Genomic DNA, 17,389 nt, shown 5'->3' on the forward strand with positions numbered 1-17,389 from the left:
GGAATTAAATTGCGCGTTTTGGCCAAGCAATGCAATGAAAGCCAGTAACCGTCTATGATTGAAGGTGTCTGCTGTTATTTTAACCAATGTTGACGTTGTGCGATGCAGAGCGGGTGAGGAATGCATTATGACTAAGGCGATGTTTGAAGTGTTGGGGCTAGACCACTTGGCGCTAAGAGTCAGGCAGCCCATGCGGATGCTGGATTTTTATTGCCGAGTCTTGGGGTGCAAGCTGGAGCGAGAAGTAGCGGATTTGGGCTTGTATCAGTTGCGAGCCGGTAATCATCTGGTTGATTTAATTGATATTCAAGGCCCGTTAGGGCGCGACGGTGGCCCTGCGGATCAATGCAGGGCGAATATGGACCATTTTTGCTTGCTGGTGTCGCCCTTTGAAGTGTCCTCCTTGTGTGCGCATTTAAAAAGAAACGGCGTGATTCATGAACAACCCGTGTTGCGCGTTGGGGCACAAGGCGAGGGGTTATCGATTTATCTGTACGATCCTGAAGGCAACCAAGTGGAGCTAAAAGGCTGTCATCTACCAGAGCGAGTCGTTAAATAACCCATAGCCGTTACCTGATAATTCATATTGTCTGGCTAACTCAGCTGTTAAATTAGCTGGGCGCTTGCTGCTGTCTCAGCTTTCATTTCAGGGCGGGTTAGGGGTAACATCCAGTTATTTTGGACTCGCCTCATGACTTCTATCGCTTGGTCGCCGACCGCACCGCTGGCTTTTCTGCAACAAAGAGCACAAATTTTAGCACGGATTCGTCTGTTTTTTGCCGACCGTAATGTACTGGAAGTGGACACGCCCACTATGGCCAGCGCCGGTGTGACCGATGTGCACCTGCATAATTTTACCACGCGCTTTGTGGGTCCAGGCCAAGCAAATGGACTGGCGTTGTACCTGCAAACCTCCCCTGAATTTCACATGAAACGCCTGCTCGCGGCGGGCTACGGCGCTATCTATCAGATTGCTAAAGCTTATCGTAACGAAGAAGCAGGCCGGCTGCATAACCCTGAATTCACCATGCTGGAATGGTACAGACCCGGCTTTGATCATCAAGCCTTGATGGATGAAATGGCTGACTTACTGCAATTGGTGTTGGCTGTGGAAATCCCCACTCGAATCAGCTATCAGCAGGCCTTTATAGAAACCTTGGGCGTCTGCCCACTTACGGCCTCGTTAGATGAGCTACGCCGTGCAGGTTTGGGTTTAGGCGCCGATGATTTGCTGGCTATAGAAAGCCACAGAGACACCCTGTTACAGCTGTTATTTGCCTTTGGCGTTGAACCGCGCATTGGCCAACAGGTACCGTGTTTTGTCTATGATTTCCCTGCTAGCCAAGCGGCCTTGGCGCGCATTAATCCTCGAGATTCCCGCGTGGCAGAACGCTTTGAAGTGTATTTTAAGGGCATAGAGCTGGCGAATGGCTTTCATGAGCTGACCGATGCTCATGAGCAGCGTCAGCGCTTTGAGCTGGATAATCAAGAGCGTGCCGAGCGAGGTTTGGCCATACGACCGATTGATGAGTATTTACTGGCGGCATTAGCCCACGGTTTACCCCAGTGCGCCGGTGTGGCGCTGGGCATCGATCGCTTGGTGATGCTGGCGTTGGGTGCCGAATCTCTTGAGCAGGTAATTGCTTTCCCAGTAACGCGCGCTTGAGCGGCGGCTTAATACTGGTTAGTCGTGATAAAATTCGCATAAAAAAACCTGTTTGCAGTCCAGCAAACAGGTTTTTAAATTAAGGCTGAAGCTTAAAACTAAACCTCACTCACTACCTCACTACCTCACTACCTCACTACCTGACTACCTCACTCACTCAAGCGACACCGGCAACTCGGCGGCGCGACTTAAACCGCTTCTTTCGCCACGCTGATAAACAATCGCAGTTGCTTGAAAGGACACTCTTTCACGTCGGCGGCTGCCAGTGAACCTCCGCCCTTAGTCGCTGGCTTTGCTGGGCGATTTCGGTGTTAAGCCGCTTGGCTTTAAGTCCGCCGCTTTTAGCATAGCGTTCATCTGTTGCTCACCTAAGAGGCGAATATCTACTTGCTGGTGCGGTATTTTAATGTCGTGTTTACGCAAGCGTGTCAGCAATAAATTATGCAGTTCATGGGTCATCGGCATGCGATAACTCATGTCTTCCACATACACTCGTACTTCGTAAACCAGCGCCGAGTCGGTTAGCTCCACCAAAAACACCTCTGGCGCTGGTGAGTCAAGAATGCGGCTGCACTCTTCGATGGCTTCATAGGTAATGCGCTGCACTAGATCTATGTCCGCATCCAGTCGTACCCGTACCATTAAGCGCACCCGAGTGATGGCGTCCGAGAGTGACCAGTTCACAAATTGCTCGGTAATAAAGGCTTTGTTGGGTACGATAATTTCGCGTCTGTCCCAGTCGACTATGGTAGTGGCGCGGGTTTTGATTTTAGAAATAGTGCCGGTTAGCTCGCGAATGGTGACGGTGTCGCCGATACGGATTGGCTTTTCAAATAAGATAATCAAACCTGATACGAAATTGGCAAAAATTTCCTGTAAACCAAAACCTAAGCCTACCGAGAGCGCGGCCACTAGCCACTGGGTTTTTGACCAGTCGATGCCGAGCATGCCAAAGGTGGTGAAAGCACCAATGATCAGCACTATGTATTTAGAGATAGTGGTAATGGCAAAGCCGGTGCCGGGTGATAAGTCGATGTGCTGTAAGACGCTGAGCTCCATCAGGCCGGGTAAGTTGCGCGCCGTTATCCAGGTCAGCACTATCACGAACAAGGTGAGCACTAAGTCTTTGAGTGAAATGGGCGTCAGGGAGTCTTCACCGGCCAGCGAACTGGAGACCTGCCACACTTCTATGCTGTCGAGAAAGCTAAAGGCGGTATTAATTTCCGACCACAGCAGCATTAGGCTGAGTAAGAAGCCCAGCATCAGTGCGGAGCGTAACAAGCCTAACGACTGCGCGCTGATGGTATCCAAGTCAACTTCATCTACGGCGGCGGCTTCTGCCTCTGGGCTAGGACTACTTAAAGTCCCGTCTGTGATTTCATCTTTTTCTTTACGTTGGGCCAAGATTTCCGCGCGTTTAGTTTTGGCGCGATCAAAGGCCAGTCGGCGGCGTTGGATCAGCATCCAGCGACGCACTAAGTAATAAAACATTAAGAAACCCATGCCGACCAATACTGAGACTTCCAGTTGGCGTAGCAGGGTGTGGGCGGTAAATAAATAGCCCATGAGCGCCGCTATTAAGGCCAATAACGGTGAGATAATTAATACGGCCCACAGTAGATGGTTCACCACATTGAGATGGTCTTGGCGCGGGGGCGAGACTAATAGCGGCAAATCTTCTCGGTACATGCGCCATGAAAACAGGCTGGTTAGCAGGCAGATAATGACAAAGCTGAGTCGACCTAGGGTGTCGTATATCGAAAATTCCTGATAATCCCGTGCCAGATATAAGACTAATAAGGCGGGCAGCAGTGACAACATGAGGTTTTGAAAACGGCCCCAAATGCGGCGCACTCGGTCGTGGGGCAGGTTAAAATGCACGATCAATAAGCCATTACTCAGCATCAAATTACGGGCACACAGCAAGATAAACACCGGCAACATTAATTGTGTTAAGCCATTGGCCAGTGCCACCACCACTGGGGGCGCCCAAGGGGAATTAATGGCATTACCGAGCAAAGATAACAGCGCCGGTATCGGCATGGCCGTGAGCAAGCTTAGCAGCAGAGTATTGAAGGTGTAGTCGTATCTGTCTTGGGTTACGTTGCCAATGTGTGGGCTAATGCGTGCTAAATAGGCGCGTAAGCTGCGCCGACTCATCACACCCAAATAGATAACTAGCAGGGAGCTTAAGCCATATAGGGTTAAGCTGGCGCCACTTTGTTGCATTAAGGTCTGGGGGACGGCAGTCCAAGTGGACAGTGTCAGCAACCAGCCGAAGGTTTCTATAATGGCGCTGGGGAACTGGCTACCAATGGGGCGCAAATCTGGCAGCCAAAACAAGCGCTCATCGGTGAGGGCGCGAATTTCTTGAAGCTGGTTATTTTGTCGGCTATAGGCCACTTTAAGACGGGTTTGTTCATGAATTTGATTGTCGGTGGCGCTGACTAACCGCTCCAATAAACGTTGCTGGGTGGCTAACAGCTCATCCACTTGTAAGCGTTGGGTCTCGGTAATGTTTTGCGCTTTGTCGCTGAGTAGCAGCTCGGTGCGATAGTTATTGTTTCTGAGGTTATCGAGGGTCTCTTGATAGCCGTATTTATCGACGCGACTTTGCACGATGCGCGATTCTAACTGTGCTAATGAGTAGGGTGCGGGCAACTCGCTGAGCCGGTTACGCAAGTTTTCGCCAAAGCCTCGACTCACCTGCAGCCATTCTAGCTGATCTTTGAGATTGGCTTTCATGTCGGTCAGCTCGGAGGCGGCGCGCTCCACGGTTTGGTATTCTAATTGCAGCGCTTCAACGTCGCGACTTTTTTCATTTAATAACGCCGATAAGCGTTGGTTGACGGTTTGTTGTTCTACGAGTAACTGGGCGTCACTTGCGACTTCATTGAGCAAACGATCGCTTTCCTCAATTGCTTCTTGGGTGATGGCGCGGCGTAATTCATTTTGCCGTTGTTGTAGCGCCTCTATTTTAGCGTCGGAATTTTGTAACTGGCGCTGCAAAATATCTAATTTTATGCGGCTGATGGTGTCTTTATTACTGGAAGATAGTTCTTCTAATTCAAGAGCTTGAATGCGGTGTTGCAGGTGTTGTTCACGGGCCAATACTAGGGTGCGAATGGCGGTTTCTTTGCGGCCACGGGTGTCGGCAAATTGCAGTTTATCCAGTGACTGTTGGGTGTCCCGCATTTGCTGGCGCAATTCATCAAGCAAGTCATGCAGGCCGGTGTTACTTAATTCTTGCAAGTTTAATGCGTTGGTTAGCTCCTCACGCTGGCGTCTAATGCCTAAGCGCTTGGCTTGGGTTTCGACTAATTCTTGCTGAGCGGCTTCTTCATCCAGCTCTGAGATAAAGGTGAGATCGGCAGGCTTTAGATCGGCTTGCTCTTTTTCAAGCACTTTCAGTGCCGCCGGGTAGCCCTCCATAAAGGACTGATAACCTTTGGCTTGTTCTTTGTAGCGATCGCCTTCGCGCACCAGTTGCAGCGCCTGATTGTAGTCTTCCCGCAGTTTCTTTAGCTCTGGCTGCTCCCCTTCAGGGATCTCAGCCAAGAGCGCCTCAATATCGGCGACGTTTTGATCGGCCAATATGGGAGCGGAAAATAATAAGGTTAGCAATACTAGGATGGGCGCAAACACGGCGGGCTCTCAATAAAAAGAAACATCAAACCGCGGCAGAGTACTGCCGCGGTCAATAGCTTTCTGGCGTAGCTAGTTTAATTATTATCTAATTCATGCTCAATGCTTGCTGAGTTAAGGGTACCAAACTCGGTGCCCATGCGCGTGGGGGTGCCGGGTAACAAGTGCTCAGCCAAGCTGACTTGTTCTGGGGCAAACAAGCACACCACTGTGCTGCCCAACTTAAAGCGGCCCATCTCGTCACCTTTGGCTAAGCGCGGCGCAGTTTCTGGTTCGTAATCCCAACGTTGAATACGTTTTCCTGCGGGCGGCGTGACGGTACCTGCCCACACGGTTTCGATGCTGGCGACTATGGTCGCACCCACTAACACCATGGCCATGGGGCCGGCTGCGGTATCAAACAGGCAGACCACGCGCTCGTTACGGGCAAATAGCTCAGGCACGCGAGAGGCGGTCAGCGGATTGACCGAAAATAATTCGCCGGGCACATAAATCATGGTTTTCAATACGCCATCGAGTGGCATATGAATACGGTGATAATCTTTGGGCGCCAAGTAAATGGTCGCGAAGTCGCCGCCCATAAAAGGCGCGGCCAGCGCTTTATCGCCACCGAGCAGGGTGCGAGCGCTATAGTCATGGCCTTTCGCCTGAATAATGCGGCCTTGCTGAATCGGTGCTAACTGACTAATAGCGCCATCTACGGGCATGGCCAGTACTTGTGTATCTTCTACTACAGGGCGCGCATCGGCTTTGAGCGCACGGGTAAAAAAGTCGTTAAAGCTGGCGTAGTGAGCAGGGTCTTCATGCAAGGCCTCGCTCATATTGACCTGATATTGGCGAATAAAACGGGTGATCATCCATTGAGACAGGCGACCGCCTTCTCTGGCGGCTAACCGACCTACCAAGCGCGAGACTAAGTGCTTGGGCATTAAATATTGCAGTAAAATCTTTAAATGGTCTGTCATTGATATGTTTCCGAAAAGGTACTTTTTACTGTGTTAAGTGAATGAGTATTAAGCCACGTGTAGGTGGCTTAATAATGGTGTCACTGCTTAAATGAACGAAAACAGTGCATAAATCACAGCGAATTAGGGTGATGGCGCGTCGGCTTATCAGCCATGGCCGCCATAATACGGTGATAGCTTTCTAAACGTTCAGGGTGAATGCGGCCATCTGCTGTGGCTTCTTGTAACAAGCAACCTGGATCTTTGCCATGCTTGCAATCGCGAAAGCGACAGCCACCCAAGTAGTCACGAAACTCGCGAAAACACCAGGCCACGCGCTCGGGTGCCAAATGCCAGAGGGAAAATTCCCGAATACCCGGTGAGTCTATTAAAGATCCGCCCGAGGGGAAGTGATACAGCCGTGCTGTGGTGGTGGTATGTTGGCCCAGACCTGAGTTATCAGATATAGCACCGGTGACGGCGCCCACCTCTGGCATTACTGCATTGACGATGGACGACTTACCTACGCCAGACTGACCAACAAAAATACTAATATGGTTGTTGAACGCTTGCTTGAGCTCTTCCAGCCCTTCGCCGGTGTCGCAGCTCACATACAGCACTTGATAGCCAATATCACAATAGCGTTGCAGCAGCTTTTCGGCGTGCGCGCGCTCTGCTGTGGTTAACAAGTCCACCTTGTTCAGCACTATCATAGGCGGCATATCCACATCTTCGGCCGCCACTAAATAGCGGTCTATTACATGACAGCTCAGCTCTGGCAGCACTGAAGAGACCAATACTATTTGGTCGATATTGGCCGCGACCGGCTTAACGCCGTCGTAGAAGTCAGGGCGGGTGAGGACGGTTTTTCTCGGATGTATTGCCTCAACCACGCCGCTAATGCCTTGGCTGGTGTCTATGCCGGGGCGCCAGGCGACCTTATCGCCGGTGACGATAGAGCCGATGGTGCGCCTTAAGTTGCAGCGATGAATTTGCTGCTCGCTGTCTTCTATGTCGGCATGCTGGCCAAAACGGCTGATCACCAGCCCATCTTGTTGAGGACCTAGCTGGCTGTCGTCTATGGTATCGGCGGCATTGCGCTTGAGGCGGCGGTTGTGATTATCACTGACCCGCCGGGACTGGCCTTGGTTGAGCTTTTTTCTCTTGGTCATGATATTCCTAAATCGGTATTTATAAGCCGCTATGATACACTTTCCTGTTTCAACTTGTCCTTATTGCCACCGAGCTTTGCGAGATAATATGAGCGTACATGCAGAAAATCTGGTTTGGATCGATCTGGAAATGACCGGTCTTGAGCCGGATGAACATAAGATAATTGAAATAGCCTCCATCATTACCGATAAAGAGCTGAACATTTTAGCCGAAGGCCCAGTGCTGGCGATTTACCAAGATGAAGCCGAGCTGGCAAAAATGGATGATTGGAATGTAAATACCCACACCGGCTCTGGGCTAGTGGCACGGGTTAAAGCCAGCCAAGTGTGCGAAGGGGAAGCCATTGCCCAAACCTTAGCGTTTTTACGCCAATGGGTGCCAGAGCAAACATCTCCCTTGTGTGGCAATACCATAGGTCAAGACCGTCGCTTTTTGGTGCGCCATATGCCGGAGCTGGAAGCTTTCTTCCATTACCGCAGTATTGATGTGAGCACCATTAAAGAGCTAGTGCGCCGCTGGCAGCCTGAATTATTAGATCAATTTACTAAAAAGGGCAGTCATCAGGCGCTGGACGACATTCGCGAGTCGATAGCCGAGCTGCAGTTTTATCGTAAGACAGTCTTTAAGATCTAAGGTTAAGATATAAGAGTTAACATCTAAGATTACGATAAAAGCTCAAGATTTAAGCAAAAATGGCGGATTTGTCGAGTAAGTAGCCAAACGGCAGCCTAAGACGAAAAAAGGTCTTGCATTCGATCAGTCCGCTCGTATAATTCGCATCCCGTAGCCACTGGTAATTATTAACGCCACCGGTTACGACTTGTAGCAGATATTTAAGTAAGACCAGATTTTGCGGGAATAGCTGAGCGGGTAGAGCACCACCTTGCTGAAGTTGATAGAGGGTCGCCGCGACCGCTCGCAGAAGAAAAGAAAGTTTAGCGGGAATAGCTCAGCTGGTAGAGCACAACCTTGCCAAGGTTGGGGTCGCGAGTTCGAATCTCGTTTCCCGCTCCAAATTAAGAACATGGGCTACCAGGCCGGTGTTTTGAAAAGTTAAAGAAAGTTTAGCGGGAATAGCTCAGCTGGTAGAGCACAACCTTGCCAAGGTTGGGGTCGCGAGTTCGAATCTCGTTTCCCGCTCCAAATTAAAAAGACATGGGTTCACCAGACCGGTGTTTTGAAAGTAAACGTGTTGAGTAATAAGTAAGTATGCGGGAGTAGCTGAGCAGGTAGAACACCACCTTGCTGAAGTTGATAGAGGGTCGCCGCGAGCGCTCGCAGAAGAAAAGAAAGTTTAGCGGGAATAGCTCAGCTGGTAGAGCACAACCTTGCCAAGGTTGGGGTCGCGAGTTCGAATCTCGTTTCCCGCTCCAAATTAAGAACATGGGCTACCAGGCCGGTGTTTTGAAAGTAAACGTGTTGAGTAATAAGTAAGTCTGCGGGAATAGCTCAGCTGGTAGAGCACAACCTTGCCAAGGTTGGGGTCGCGAGTTCGAATCTCGTTTCCCGCTCCAAATTAAAAAAGACATGGGTTCACCAGACCAGTGTTTTGAAAGTAAACGTGTTGAGTAATAAGTAAGTCTGCGGGAATAGCTCAGCTGGTAGAGCACAACCTTGCCAAGGTTGGGGTCGCGAGTTCGAATCTCGTTTCCCGCTCCAAACATAAAAAAACCGACCTTAGGGTCGGTTTTTTTATGGCTGTTTTTCAGATAAATTTTCTGCGTTATTTTAAATTAAGGTATCACTGTGCTTTCTAGCTCTGCCTTTGCCGTGGCGGCATAGCCATCAGGGCGCTCTGGATGGCGCTTTACATAATCTAACCAGGCCAAACCCACCTGACTAACGCGTTTCGCCGCATCCACATCAATGGCGATGTCTGCTTTGTATAAGGCAAAGTCGATCAGTTCTTCAATATTGGTGAGTGCCACCCGCAACTGCTCATTATTATTAATCAGCTGACCGTAATGGGCCATGTAGTCACGGAGCAAGGTGTACAGAGTACGGCGCTCTAAATGAAAAGACATCAGGCCACTCCTCTCGTTTAAGCTCTTAATTCAGCTCTTAATTGAAACCTTTAGCTCAAGCATAGAAGAGAAAGCCGTTTAGTTGGTCAGCCCATTTGAGAGTGATTGTGAGTTATTTGAGCTCGGTAAAACGTGCATGGTTGGGCATGCCTTTGTCGACGGCGCGGATCAAACGTTCGGTCTTGCGGCCCACTTTGGCCAAGCCTGCCATTTGTTGGGCCAGTGCCCAATCAATGTGCTCCAGTACCATCTCATCAAGATCGTCTTGTAAGCGCTTTTGCTCTAAGGCCAAGATAATAGTGGGGCTTACCGGCGCATTGCCTAAGGCGACGGCGATATTGCGCAACCAACGGCGATGGCCAATGCGGCGAATGGGGCTGCCTTCAGTTTGCTTAAGAAAGTAATCCTCACTCCAGTCAAATAAAGCCAGTAATTCGGGCGCATGCAGATTATCGCGGGCGGCGAAGTCGGGCTCTTGGCTGGCTTTGGTAAACTTGTTCCAAGGGCAGATTAGCTGGCAGTCATCACAGCCATAAATGCGATTGCCCATTAACGGGCGTAGCTCTAGTGGAATGGGGCCATCTTGCTCTATGGTGAGATAAGAAATGCAGCGCCGCGCGTCCACCACATAAGGCTCGACGATGGCGCCGGTGGGGCAGGCGGTAATACAGGCCACACACTTGCCGCAGCCCTCTTCTACGGGCTGATCCACCTGCTGACTCAAGGGTAAGGGCAAATTTATCAGCAATTCACCGATAAAGAAAAATGAGCCTTGCTGGCGATTAATTAATAATGAGTGCTTGCCCACCCAGCCTAAACCGGCCTTGGCCGCTAAGGGGCGCTCTAATACGGGGGCAGAGTCAACGAAAGGGCGCGCTACTAATTCAGACGCCGCTTGTTCGATGCGATCCGACAGTTTTTTTAAGCGTTGGCGCATCAGCTTATGATAATCACGTCCCAGCGCATAACGGCTAATGTAGCCAAGGGTTGGGTCACTGAGTACATGAGCGATGGCGGCTTGTTCGGGCAGATAATTCATGCGCACCGAAATCACCCGCACGGTGCCGGGCAGCAGCTCATGAGGGCGCGCGCGCATCATGCCGTGGCGGGCCATATATTCCATATCACCGTGATAACCCTTAGCCAGCCAGTCGGCCAGTTTGGGCTCATGCTCAGTTAAGTCGGTATCAGTAATGCCCACTTGGCTAAAGCCTAGCTCTGCCGCCCACAGCTTGATATCGTGCGCTAAGGTCTCAAAATCAGACATTGTTTAGGAATTGTTTGGGAGTAGCCATGGATATTATCGGTCTGGAAAAGTCACACAGTCTAACACAATCCTTATGGCGTTCGGAGCAGATCCGCAATCTTGAGCGGCAAGCGGCGACGGCGGCCGGTATCAGCTTATTTGAGTTGATGGAGCGGGCTGGCCAAGCGGTGTTCAACCAAGCCCGCTTAAGTTGGCCGAGTGCGCGCTGCTGGTGGATATTTACCGGTGGCGGTAATAACGCCGGTGATGGCTACATAGTGGCGCGCTTAGCGCAAGCCGCCGACATCTCAGTGCAAGTAGTACAGATGGGTGATGCGGCGCGCTTAACCGGTGATGCGGCCCGCGCCCGAGACGCATATGTGGCAAAAGGCGGCGTGATAAGCGGCTTGGCAGCAGTAGCGCATCAAGCGCCCGAGCCGGACTTAATTATTGACGCCTTATTGGGCACCGGCTTAGTTGGGCCGGTGCGCGAGGAGTTTGAGCAAGCTATACAGCATATTAATCGCCACCTTGCCCCCGTGGTCGCTATCGATGTGCCCTCGGGCTTATGCGCCGATACCGGCCACATACTCACGGTGGCCGTGGCGGCTGAACAAACGGTGTGCATGGTTGGCTTGAAGTTTGGCTTATTCACCGGCCGTGGCCCAGATGTCGTGGGCCGATTATTGCTGGCAGATTTAGGTGTGGAGTTAGGCTTAGCGTTAGAAACTCCGTTATTGGAACCTGCAGCCTTGCCTGCCTCTATATTGCCTCCAGCTGCATTACAGGAAACGCCAGTGGCCAGCCTGATGCATTGGTCGGATTTGCGACAAGAGTTACCGCAGCGTCGGCGCGGCGCTCATAAAGGCGAAGCAGGGCGAGTATTAGTGATTGGCGGTAATCTTGGCATGAGTGGCGCTATTCGTCTGGCGGGTGAGGCGGCACTGCGCTCGGGTGCAGGCTTGGTGCGTTTACTCAGCCATCCAGATCATCAGGCGAGTTTGAATCTTACGTGCCCAGAATTAATGACCGCTAGTTTTCCAAACTTTCACGACTGGCATTGGGCATCAACTCTGGTATTGGGCCCAGGCTTGGGGCGCGATGACTGGGCGCAGGCGCTGTTTTCTGAAGCATTGCTTAGCATGGGGACCGATAAGCCATTGGTGATCGATGCGGACGGGCTGTGGTTTTTAGGTAAAGGATTTCTGCCTAAAGGGTTGCTCGCTAAGGGGCGGCTGGCTAAACATCCACGGTTAGCGGTAGCGTCTCGGCCTTGGGTATTGACGCCTCATTCGGGAGAGGCAGCGTTATTATTGGGTTGCACCGCAGCCGAGGTTGAAGCGGATAGGCTGGCGGCAGTGCGTGCCATACAGCAGCAATATGGCGGCGTGGTGGTACTAAAAGGGGCGGGTAGCCTGATTGCTGATGAGTGCCATGTTAGATTATGTCATTATGGTAATTGCGGCATGGCCTCCGGTGGGATGGGCGATGTGTTATCTGGTATCATAGGCGCGCTTATGGCTCAAGGTTTAACGCCGTTTAATGCGGCCTCATTGGCTGTTTGCTTGCACGCGTTAGCCGGTGATATGGCGGCCACTCAAGGAAAGCTTGGCATGTTGGCAGCAGATTTATTCTTACCACTCAGAAGCCTGATTAATCAAGATGATAAATATGACGACACAGACCCTACAACTGGCTCTTGCAGATGAAGAGCAAACGCTGGCGCTCGGTACCAAACTGGCCCAGTCTTTCAGTGCTGCCACTGTTATTTTTTTGCACGGCGATCTAGGTGCAGGTAAAACCACACTCAGTCGTGGCGTGATCCAAGCGCTGGGGCATGTCGGCAAGGTAAAAAGCCCTACCTATACTCTCGTAGAGCCGTATCAAGTGGCGGGCTGGCAAGTGTATCACTTTGATTTATATCGTCTCGCCGATCCTGAAGAACTGGAATATATGGGCATTCGCGATTATTTTACGCCCGACAGCCTGTGTTTAGTGGAGTGGCCAGAGCGCGGCCATGGCTTATTGCCTAACGCCGATCTTGAGATCAATTTGCGTTATGAGGGGCTGGCACGCGTGGCGCTATTGTCGGCTAATACTCAGGTAGGGGAAGCGTTATTGGAGAAACTATCAACATGAGAGCGATACTGGTATTACTCTGTTTTTGGTTCAGTGTTTCAGCCTGGGCGAATCAGTTACAAAGCATTCGAGTTTGGCCCTCGCCAGACAATACGCGCCTAGTGCTGGATATGAGTTCGGCTCCGTCATATGAGTACTTTACGTTGCAAAACCCCCACCGTTTGGTGGTGGATCTTAAAAATACCCAGAGCCGCGTACGGTTTAATTCCATTGCCAATAAAAGCACCTTGGTAACCAAAATTCGTGACAGCAAGCCAGAAGCGCCCAACAGCTATCGATTGGTATTTGAGCTGAAGAGTAGTGTGCGCCCAGTGCTGTTTCCTTTAACGCCGGCGGGGGATTACGGCCACCGCTTGGTGATTGATATGCCGTACACGGATGGCGCACGCGTGCAGCAACCCTTAGTGCAACCGGTGCCCCCACCCCAGCAAGCCGTGCGTAACACCGCACCTGCTGGACGAAAAGAAGTGGTGATCGCCATTGATGCGGGCCACGGTGGTGAAGATCCCGGCGCCATAGGACCGAAGAAAAACCGTGAAAAGCACATTACCTTGGCCATTTCTCGCCGATTGGCGGATTTGATCAATAAAGAACCCGGTATGCGCGCCGTCATGACCCGCACCGGCGATTACTTTGTAAACCTCAACCAAAGGTCTGAGATTGCCCGCAAAGGCCGTGCCGACTTATTGCTGTCTATTCATGCGGATAGTGTGGCGAACAGTGGCCCACGTGGCGCTTCCGTGTGGGTGTTATCGTCTAATCGTGCTAACCGAGAAATGGCCGGCTGGTTAGAAAAACAAGAGCGCCAATCTGAATTGTTGGGTGGCGTGGGGGAAGTCATTTCTCAAACCGATGGTAATCCGTATTTAACGCGCACCTTCCTCGATTTATCGATGGATAAGTCTCGCGCCGACAGTTACGCCATCAGTGAGCATATTTTAAGTGCCATGGGCAAGGTAGTGCGCCTACACAAGGCCAAGCCTGAACATGCCAGCTTGGCAGTCTTAAAGTCTCCTGATATTCCTTCGTTGTTGATTGAGGCGGGCTTTATTTCTAACCCCGAAGAAGAGCGGCTGTTGTTAACCGCCGATCACCAACAAAAGGTCGCACAGGCGGTCTTTAATGGCGTTAAATCTTATTACCGCCAAAATCCGCCTAGCGGCACCATGATGGCCAGCCAGTCTACAGGCCGAGCACAGAAGCACACGGTACGCAGCGGTGAAAGCTTATCGCTGATTGCCCAGCGCTATGGAGTGACCATGAGCCGCCTTAAAGGTCATAACAGTTTACGTACCGATGTAGTACGAATTGGCCAAGTATTGGATATTCCTGGGAGCTGATATGGCAATTCAGATCCTACCCGCGCGCTTGGCAAACCAAATAGCCGCCGGTGAAGTGGTTGAGCGTCCCGCCTCTGTGGTGAAAGAGTTGATTGAAAATAGCTTGGACGCGGGCGCGACTCGGGTCGAGGTGGACATCGAAAAGGGCGGCGTTAAATTAATCCGTATCCGCGACAATGGCACCGGTATTGCTAAAGAAGAGTTGGCGCTGGCGTTATCGCGCCATGCCACCTCAAAAGTCAGCACCCTGGAAGATCTCGAGTGCATTATGAGCTTGGGCTTTCGTGGTGAAGCGCTGGCCTCGATTAGCTCGGTGGCGCGGCTTACTCTCACCTCCAGAACCGCCGAGCAAAATGAAGCTTGGCAGGCTATGGCTGAAGGGCGCGATATGGAGGTGAAGCTGATGCCCGCCTCTCACCCTATCGGCACCACGCTAGAAGTCAGCGATTTATTTTTTAATACGCCTGCGCGGCGCAAGTTTATGCGCACCGAAAAAACCGAATTTAGTCATATTGATGAGCTGATCCGTCGCATCGCGCTCAGTCGCTTCGACGTGGATTGGATATTGCGCCATAACGGCAAACAAGTGCGCCAATATCGCGCCGCCCGAGTGCCGTCTCAGCAAGATAAGCGGCTGGCGGCCATTTGTGGCTCGGCGTTTATGCAGTCGGCACTTAAGGTTGACTGTGAACATCATGGTTTGCGCTTGTGGGGCTGGTTAGCGGCGCCAGAAGGCGGCCGATCTCAGCCAGATGTGCAATACACCTACGTAAATGGCCGCATGATGCGCGATAAATTGCTTAATCATGCGGTGCGTCAAGCCTATGGCGACCGGCTGCCCAATGATACTCACGGCGCCTTCGTTTTATATCTGGAATTGGATGCCAGCGAAGTGGATGTCAACGTGCATCCGGCGAAGCACGAAGTACGGTTTCATCAAGCGCGTTTGGTGCACGATTTTATCTATCAGGTATTAGCCCAAGCACTGGAGCAGGCGCCGCAAGTGTTGGCTGAGCCAGATTCAGACTTAGAATCAAATTCGGGTCTGGACGCATATTCAGCAGCGCCGTCAGTAGCAACGTCAGAGGTAAGAAGCAGCCAGCATTACGCCAACACACAGAGCACGGCTCGCGCTGAACCGGTGCGTTATCAGGCACCGCGCCATGGCTATGGCGGCGCTACACGCGAGGGCTCGGCCCGAGATAGTTCGCCCAGCAATATTAGCCGTAGCGCATGGCAGGGCATAGACGGTCTATTAACCACTTTGCCGCCGATCTCTCAACCTTATGATGCTCCCCCCAGGCACAAGGCCAGTTGCAAACTGAATCACCCGCGCTCGCGGAGGCGGCTCAGCCATTAAGTATTGAGCACAGCCAAGCGCTGCAGCTGGTTAACGGTCAGGGGCTAGTGGTGTGGCATCAAGCGCAACTCTGGTTGTGCGAGCTTAATCGGGCGCGTGCTTACATGGACGGTCGTGCTTTATTTGCGGTGTGGGAGCAAGGGTTTACGCCGCAACCCTTGTTGCTGCCCATTCGCATTAGCCTGGATGCGACACAGCAGCAAGCCGTGGTGGAGCATCAAGCGCAATTGCAAAAGTTGGGGCTGGAGTTGAAAAAGGGCAGTGGCGACACCATTATTCTCACACGCGTGCCGCAGCCACTGCGCCATGCAGACTTAGCGCGACTGTTTCCTGAATTATTAAACCAGTTGCAGAGTAAAGTGGCACCGGCGGAATTATGTCAGTGGCTGTGCGCACAACATCAGGCTAAAACGAGCAATTGGTCGATGGCTGAAGCCCGTGCTCTATGGCAGCAACTTCACGCTGAGCTGCCAAGTGATTTAGCCACTGCTGCCATTAGTAACTTTTTACGGCCCTTAGCGCTCGCGCAACAATTAGACAGGTGGAATCATGAGCACTCTTTATAAGTACTCAGCATGAGTACTAAACCGCTCGCAATATTTTTAATGGGCCCTACGGCGTCCGGTAAAACTAGCCTTGCCATGGAGTTGTGCCAGCAATTGCCCTGTGAGTTGATCAGCGTCGACTCAGCGCTGGTATATAAAGGGATGAATATTGGCACGGCTAAGCCGACCGCAGCGGAACAAGCACTGGCGCCGCATCGCTTGATTGATTTAATTGAACCCGATGAAGCCTATTCGGCGGCGGATTTTAGACATGATGCGCTAGCTGCCATGGCTGAAATCACCGCGGCGGGGCGTATTCCGCTGTTAGTGGGCGGCACCATGCTGTATTTCAAAGCCTTGCTGGAGGGGTTATCGCCCCTGCCGAGCGCCAATGCTGAGATACGCGCACAAATTGAAGTGCAAGCTCAGTTGAAAGGGTGGGAGGCTTTGCATCAAGAGTTGGCCGAGATTGACCCGGTGGCGGCGGCGCGTATTCACCCTAATGATCCGCAACGAATCTCCCGCGCATTAGAGGTTTTTCGCATTTCTGGGTGCACGCTGACAGAATTAACGCAGCATAAGGGTGATCCCTTACCTTACAAAGTGTTACAGTTTGCCATTGCGCCTAACGATCGTAGCGAGCTGCATCAGCGGATTGATGCACGTTTTCTACAAATGTTGGATTCAGGCTTTGAACAAGAAGTTCTAGCTTTGTATGAGCGCGGCGATTTACATCCCGATTTACCCTCTATTCGTTGCGTGGGTTATCGTCAAATGTGGGATTACCTGAGCGGTGTAGTCGGCTATGATGAAATGGTGGCGCGGGGGCAGGCTGCCACGCGCCAGCTGGCGAAACGCCAGCTTACTTGGCTGAGAGGCTGGCCAGATGTACGCTGGTTAGACACTCACAATACCTTGTTGGCTCAGGATGTAATAGCCCAGATAAAAGCCGTAAATAACGACCAATAATAATAGACAACAACAATAACAACACTCATAACGATAAAGATAAGGACAACATTATGGCTAAGGGACAATCTTTGCAGGACCCATTTTTGAATGCGCTGCGCCGTGAGCGGGTCCCGGTCTCTATTTATCTAGTCAATGGCATTAAGCTACAAGGACAAGTAGAGTCATTTGATCAATTCGTTATCTTACTGAAAAATACCGTCAGCCAGATGGTCTATAAGCACGCTATTTCAACTGTGGTGCCTGCCCGTCCGGTACAGATGACACCCAGCGCCAGTGCCGAGTTACCTGCGAGCGAGCAACAACCCGAGTAAGTTTAAGCACACCGGCCTGGGAGT

13 protein-coding genes, 5 tRNA genes and 1 pseudogene are annotated in these 17,389 nt (G+C 51.5%); 14 read left to right on the forward strand and 5 right to left on the reverse strand.

Features of this window, described 5'->3' with window-relative positions; translation table 11 throughout:
* Window positions 1–127 precede the first annotated feature (127 nt).
* Complete coding sequence (locus CBP31_RS10940) at window positions 128–559, forward strand: VOC family protein (protein ID WP_227875005.1); 432 nt, start codon at window positions 128–130, stop codon at window positions 557–559.
* A 132-nt stretch (window positions 560–691) separates the two neighbouring features.
* The gene (gene epmA / locus CBP31_RS10945; protein ID WP_087037227.1) at window positions 692–1,666 is read left to right on the forward strand and encodes an elongation factor P--(R)-beta-lysine ligase; all 975 of its coding nucleotides are present in this window, start codon (window positions 692–694) and stop codon (window positions 1,664–1,666) included.
* A gap of 279 nt (window positions 1,667–1,945) precedes the next feature.
* On the opposite strand, the gene mscM is transcribed toward epmA, so the two are convergent.
* The 3 genes from mscM to rsgA form a co-directional block, all read right to left on the reverse strand.
* The gene (mscM, locus tag CBP31_RS10950; protein WP_087037228.1) at window positions 1,946–5,311 is read right to left on the reverse strand and encodes a miniconductance mechanosensitive channel MscM; all 3,366 of its coding nucleotides are present in this window, start codon (window positions 5,309–5,311) and stop codon (window positions 1,946–1,948) included.
* Between the two features lie 77 nt (window positions 5,312–5,388).
* Window positions 5,389–6,276 (reverse strand): archaetidylserine decarboxylase, encoded by an 888-nt coding sequence (gene asd, locus CBP31_RS10955; protein WP_087037229.1) that lies wholly within the window; start codon window positions 6,274–6,276, stop codon window positions 5,389–5,391.
* 113 nt (window positions 6,277–6,389) lie between these two features.
* Complete coding sequence (gene rsgA, locus CBP31_RS10960) at window positions 6,390–7,427, reverse strand: small ribosomal subunit biogenesis GTPase RsgA (RefSeq protein WP_087037230.1); 1,038 nt, start codon at window positions 7,425–7,427, stop codon at window positions 6,390–6,392.
* An 88-nt stretch (window positions 7,428–7,515) separates the two neighbouring features.
* Between rsgA and orn the strand changes: the two genes are divergently transcribed.
* The 6 genes from orn (at window position 7,516) to CBP31_RS10990 (ending at window position 9,087) form a co-directional block, all read left to right on the forward strand.
* Window positions 7,516–8,061: an oligoribonuclease gene (orn, locus tag CBP31_RS10965; protein WP_087037231.1), complete on the forward strand. Its 546-nt coding sequence runs from the start codon at window positions 7,516–7,518 to the stop codon at window positions 8,059–8,061.
* A gap of 305 nt (window positions 8,062–8,366) precedes the next feature.
* A tRNA-Gly gene (locus tag CBP31_RS10970) sits at window positions 8,367–8,442 on the forward strand.
* A gap of 53 nt (window positions 8,443–8,495) precedes the next feature.
* Window positions 8,496–8,571, forward strand: a tRNA-Gly gene (locus tag CBP31_RS10975).
* A gap of 154 nt (window positions 8,572–8,725) precedes the next feature.
* Window positions 8,726–8,801: transfer RNA gene (locus CBP31_RS10980), tRNA-Gly, on the forward strand.
* A gap of 65 nt (window positions 8,802–8,866) precedes the next feature.
* Window positions 8,867–8,942: transfer RNA gene (locus CBP31_RS10985), tRNA-Gly, on the forward strand.
* 69 nt (window positions 8,943–9,011) lie between these two features.
* Window positions 9,012–9,087: transfer RNA gene (locus tag CBP31_RS10990), tRNA-Gly, on the forward strand.
* 74 nt (window positions 9,088–9,161) lie between these two features.
* Here the strand turns inward: CBP31_RS10990 and CBP31_RS10995 are convergent.
* Together CBP31_RS10995 and queG are read right to left on the reverse strand one after the other, a co-directional pair.
* Window positions 9,162–9,452: a hypothetical protein gene (locus CBP31_RS10995; protein WP_087037233.1), complete on the reverse strand. Its 291-nt coding sequence runs from the start codon at window positions 9,450–9,452 to the stop codon at window positions 9,162–9,164.
* A 112-nt stretch (window positions 9,453–9,564) separates the two neighbouring features.
* Window positions 9,565–10,719, reverse strand: coding sequence for a tRNA epoxyqueuosine(34) reductase QueG (queG, locus tag CBP31_RS11000; RefSeq protein WP_087037235.1), 1,155 nt, complete (start codon window positions 10,717–10,719; stop codon window positions 9,565–9,567).
* A gap of 26 nt (window positions 10,720–10,745) precedes the next feature.
* On the opposite strand from queG, the gene CBP31_RS11005 reads away from it, so the two are divergent.
* The 6 genes and pseudogenes from CBP31_RS11005 to hfq all read left to right on the forward strand — a co-directional run bounded on the left by CBP31_RS11005 (window position 10,746) and on the right by hfq (window position 17,365).
* A complete protein-coding gene (locus tag CBP31_RS11005; protein WP_087037237.1) occupies window positions 10,746–12,407 on the forward strand; it encodes an NAD(P)H-hydrate dehydratase in 1,662 nt (553 codons plus the stop codon).
* Window positions 12,370–12,837 (forward strand): tRNA (adenosine(37)-N6)-threonylcarbamoyltransferase complex ATPase subunit type 1 TsaE, encoded by a 468-nt coding sequence (tsaE, locus tag CBP31_RS11010; protein WP_087037239.1) that lies wholly within the window; start codon window positions 12,370–12,372, stop codon window positions 12,835–12,837. Before CBP31_RS11005 ends, tsaE begins: the two co-directional genes overlap by 38 nt.
* Entirely contained in the window at window positions 12,834–14,177 is a 1,344-nt protein-coding gene (locus tag CBP31_RS11015) for an N-acetylmuramoyl-L-alanine amidase (protein WP_087037241.1), read from the forward strand. Before tsaE ends, CBP31_RS11015 begins: the two co-directional genes overlap by 4 nt.
* A gap of 1 nt (window position 14,178) precedes the next feature.
* A pseudogene (gene mutL / locus CBP31_RS11020) lies at window positions 14,179–16,103 on the forward strand (DNA mismatch repair endonuclease MutL).
* 9 nt (window positions 16,104–16,112) lie between these two features.
* Window positions 16,113–17,051, forward strand: a complete 939-nt coding sequence (gene miaA / locus CBP31_RS11030; protein WP_087037248.1) for a tRNA (adenosine(37)-N6)-dimethylallyltransferase MiaA — start codon at window positions 16,113–16,115, stop codon at window positions 17,049–17,051.
* A gap of 53 nt (window positions 17,052–17,104) precedes the next feature.
* Entirely contained in the window at window positions 17,105–17,365 is a 261-nt protein-coding gene (gene hfq / locus CBP31_RS11035) for an RNA chaperone Hfq (protein ID WP_087037251.1), read from the forward strand.
* Window positions 17,366–17,389: the final 24 nt, after the last annotated feature.

Source organism: Oceanisphaera profunda (assembly GCF_002157895.1).
Taxonomy (GTDB): Bacteria; Pseudomonadota; Gammaproteobacteria; order Enterobacterales; family Aeromonadaceae; genus Oceanimonas; species Oceanimonas profunda.

Bases quoted from the DNA above. Each gene is read 5' to 3' on its own strand.
- CBP31_RS10940 (WP_227875005.1), top strand. From the start codon at position 128: ATGACTAAGGCGATGTTTGAAGTGTTGGGGCTAGACCACTTGGCGCTA.
- epmA (WP_087037227.1), top strand. From the start codon at position 692: ATGACTTCTATCGCTTGGTCGCCGACCGCACCGCTGGCTTTTCTGCAA.
- asd (WP_087037229.1), bottom strand. From the start codon at position 6,276: ATGACAGACCATTTAAAGATTTTACTGCAATATTTAATGCCCAAGCAC.
- rsgA (WP_087037230.1), bottom strand. From the start codon at position 7,427: ATGACCAAGAGAAAAAAGCTCAACCAAGGCCAGTCCCGGCGGGTCAGT.
- orn (WP_087037231.1), top strand. From the start codon at position 7,516: ATGAGCGTACATGCAGAAAATCTGGTTTGGATCGATCTGGAAATGACC.
- CBP31_RS10995 (WP_087037233.1), bottom strand. From the start codon at position 9,452: ATGTCTTTTCATTTAGAGCGCCGTACTCTGTACACCTTGCTCCGTGAC.
- queG (WP_087037235.1), bottom strand. From the start codon at position 10,719: ATGTCTGATTTTGAGACCTTAGCGCACGATATCAAGCTGTGGGCGGCA.
- CBP31_RS11005 (WP_087037237.1), top strand. From the start codon at position 10,746: ATGGATATTATCGGTCTGGAAAAGTCACACAGTCTAACACAATCCTTA.
- tsaE (WP_087037239.1), top strand. From the start codon at position 12,370: ATGACGACACAGACCCTACAACTGGCTCTTGCAGATGAAGAGCAAACG.
- CBP31_RS11015 (WP_087037241.1), top strand. From the start codon at position 12,834: ATGAGAGCGATACTGGTATTACTCTGTTTTTGGTTCAGTGTTTCAGCC.
- miaA (WP_087037248.1), top strand. From the start codon at position 16,113: ATGAGTACTAAACCGCTCGCAATATTTTTAATGGGCCCTACGGCGTCC.
- hfq (WP_087037251.1), top strand. From the start codon at position 17,105: ATGGCTAAGGGACAATCTTTGCAGGACCCATTTTTGAATGCGCTGCGC.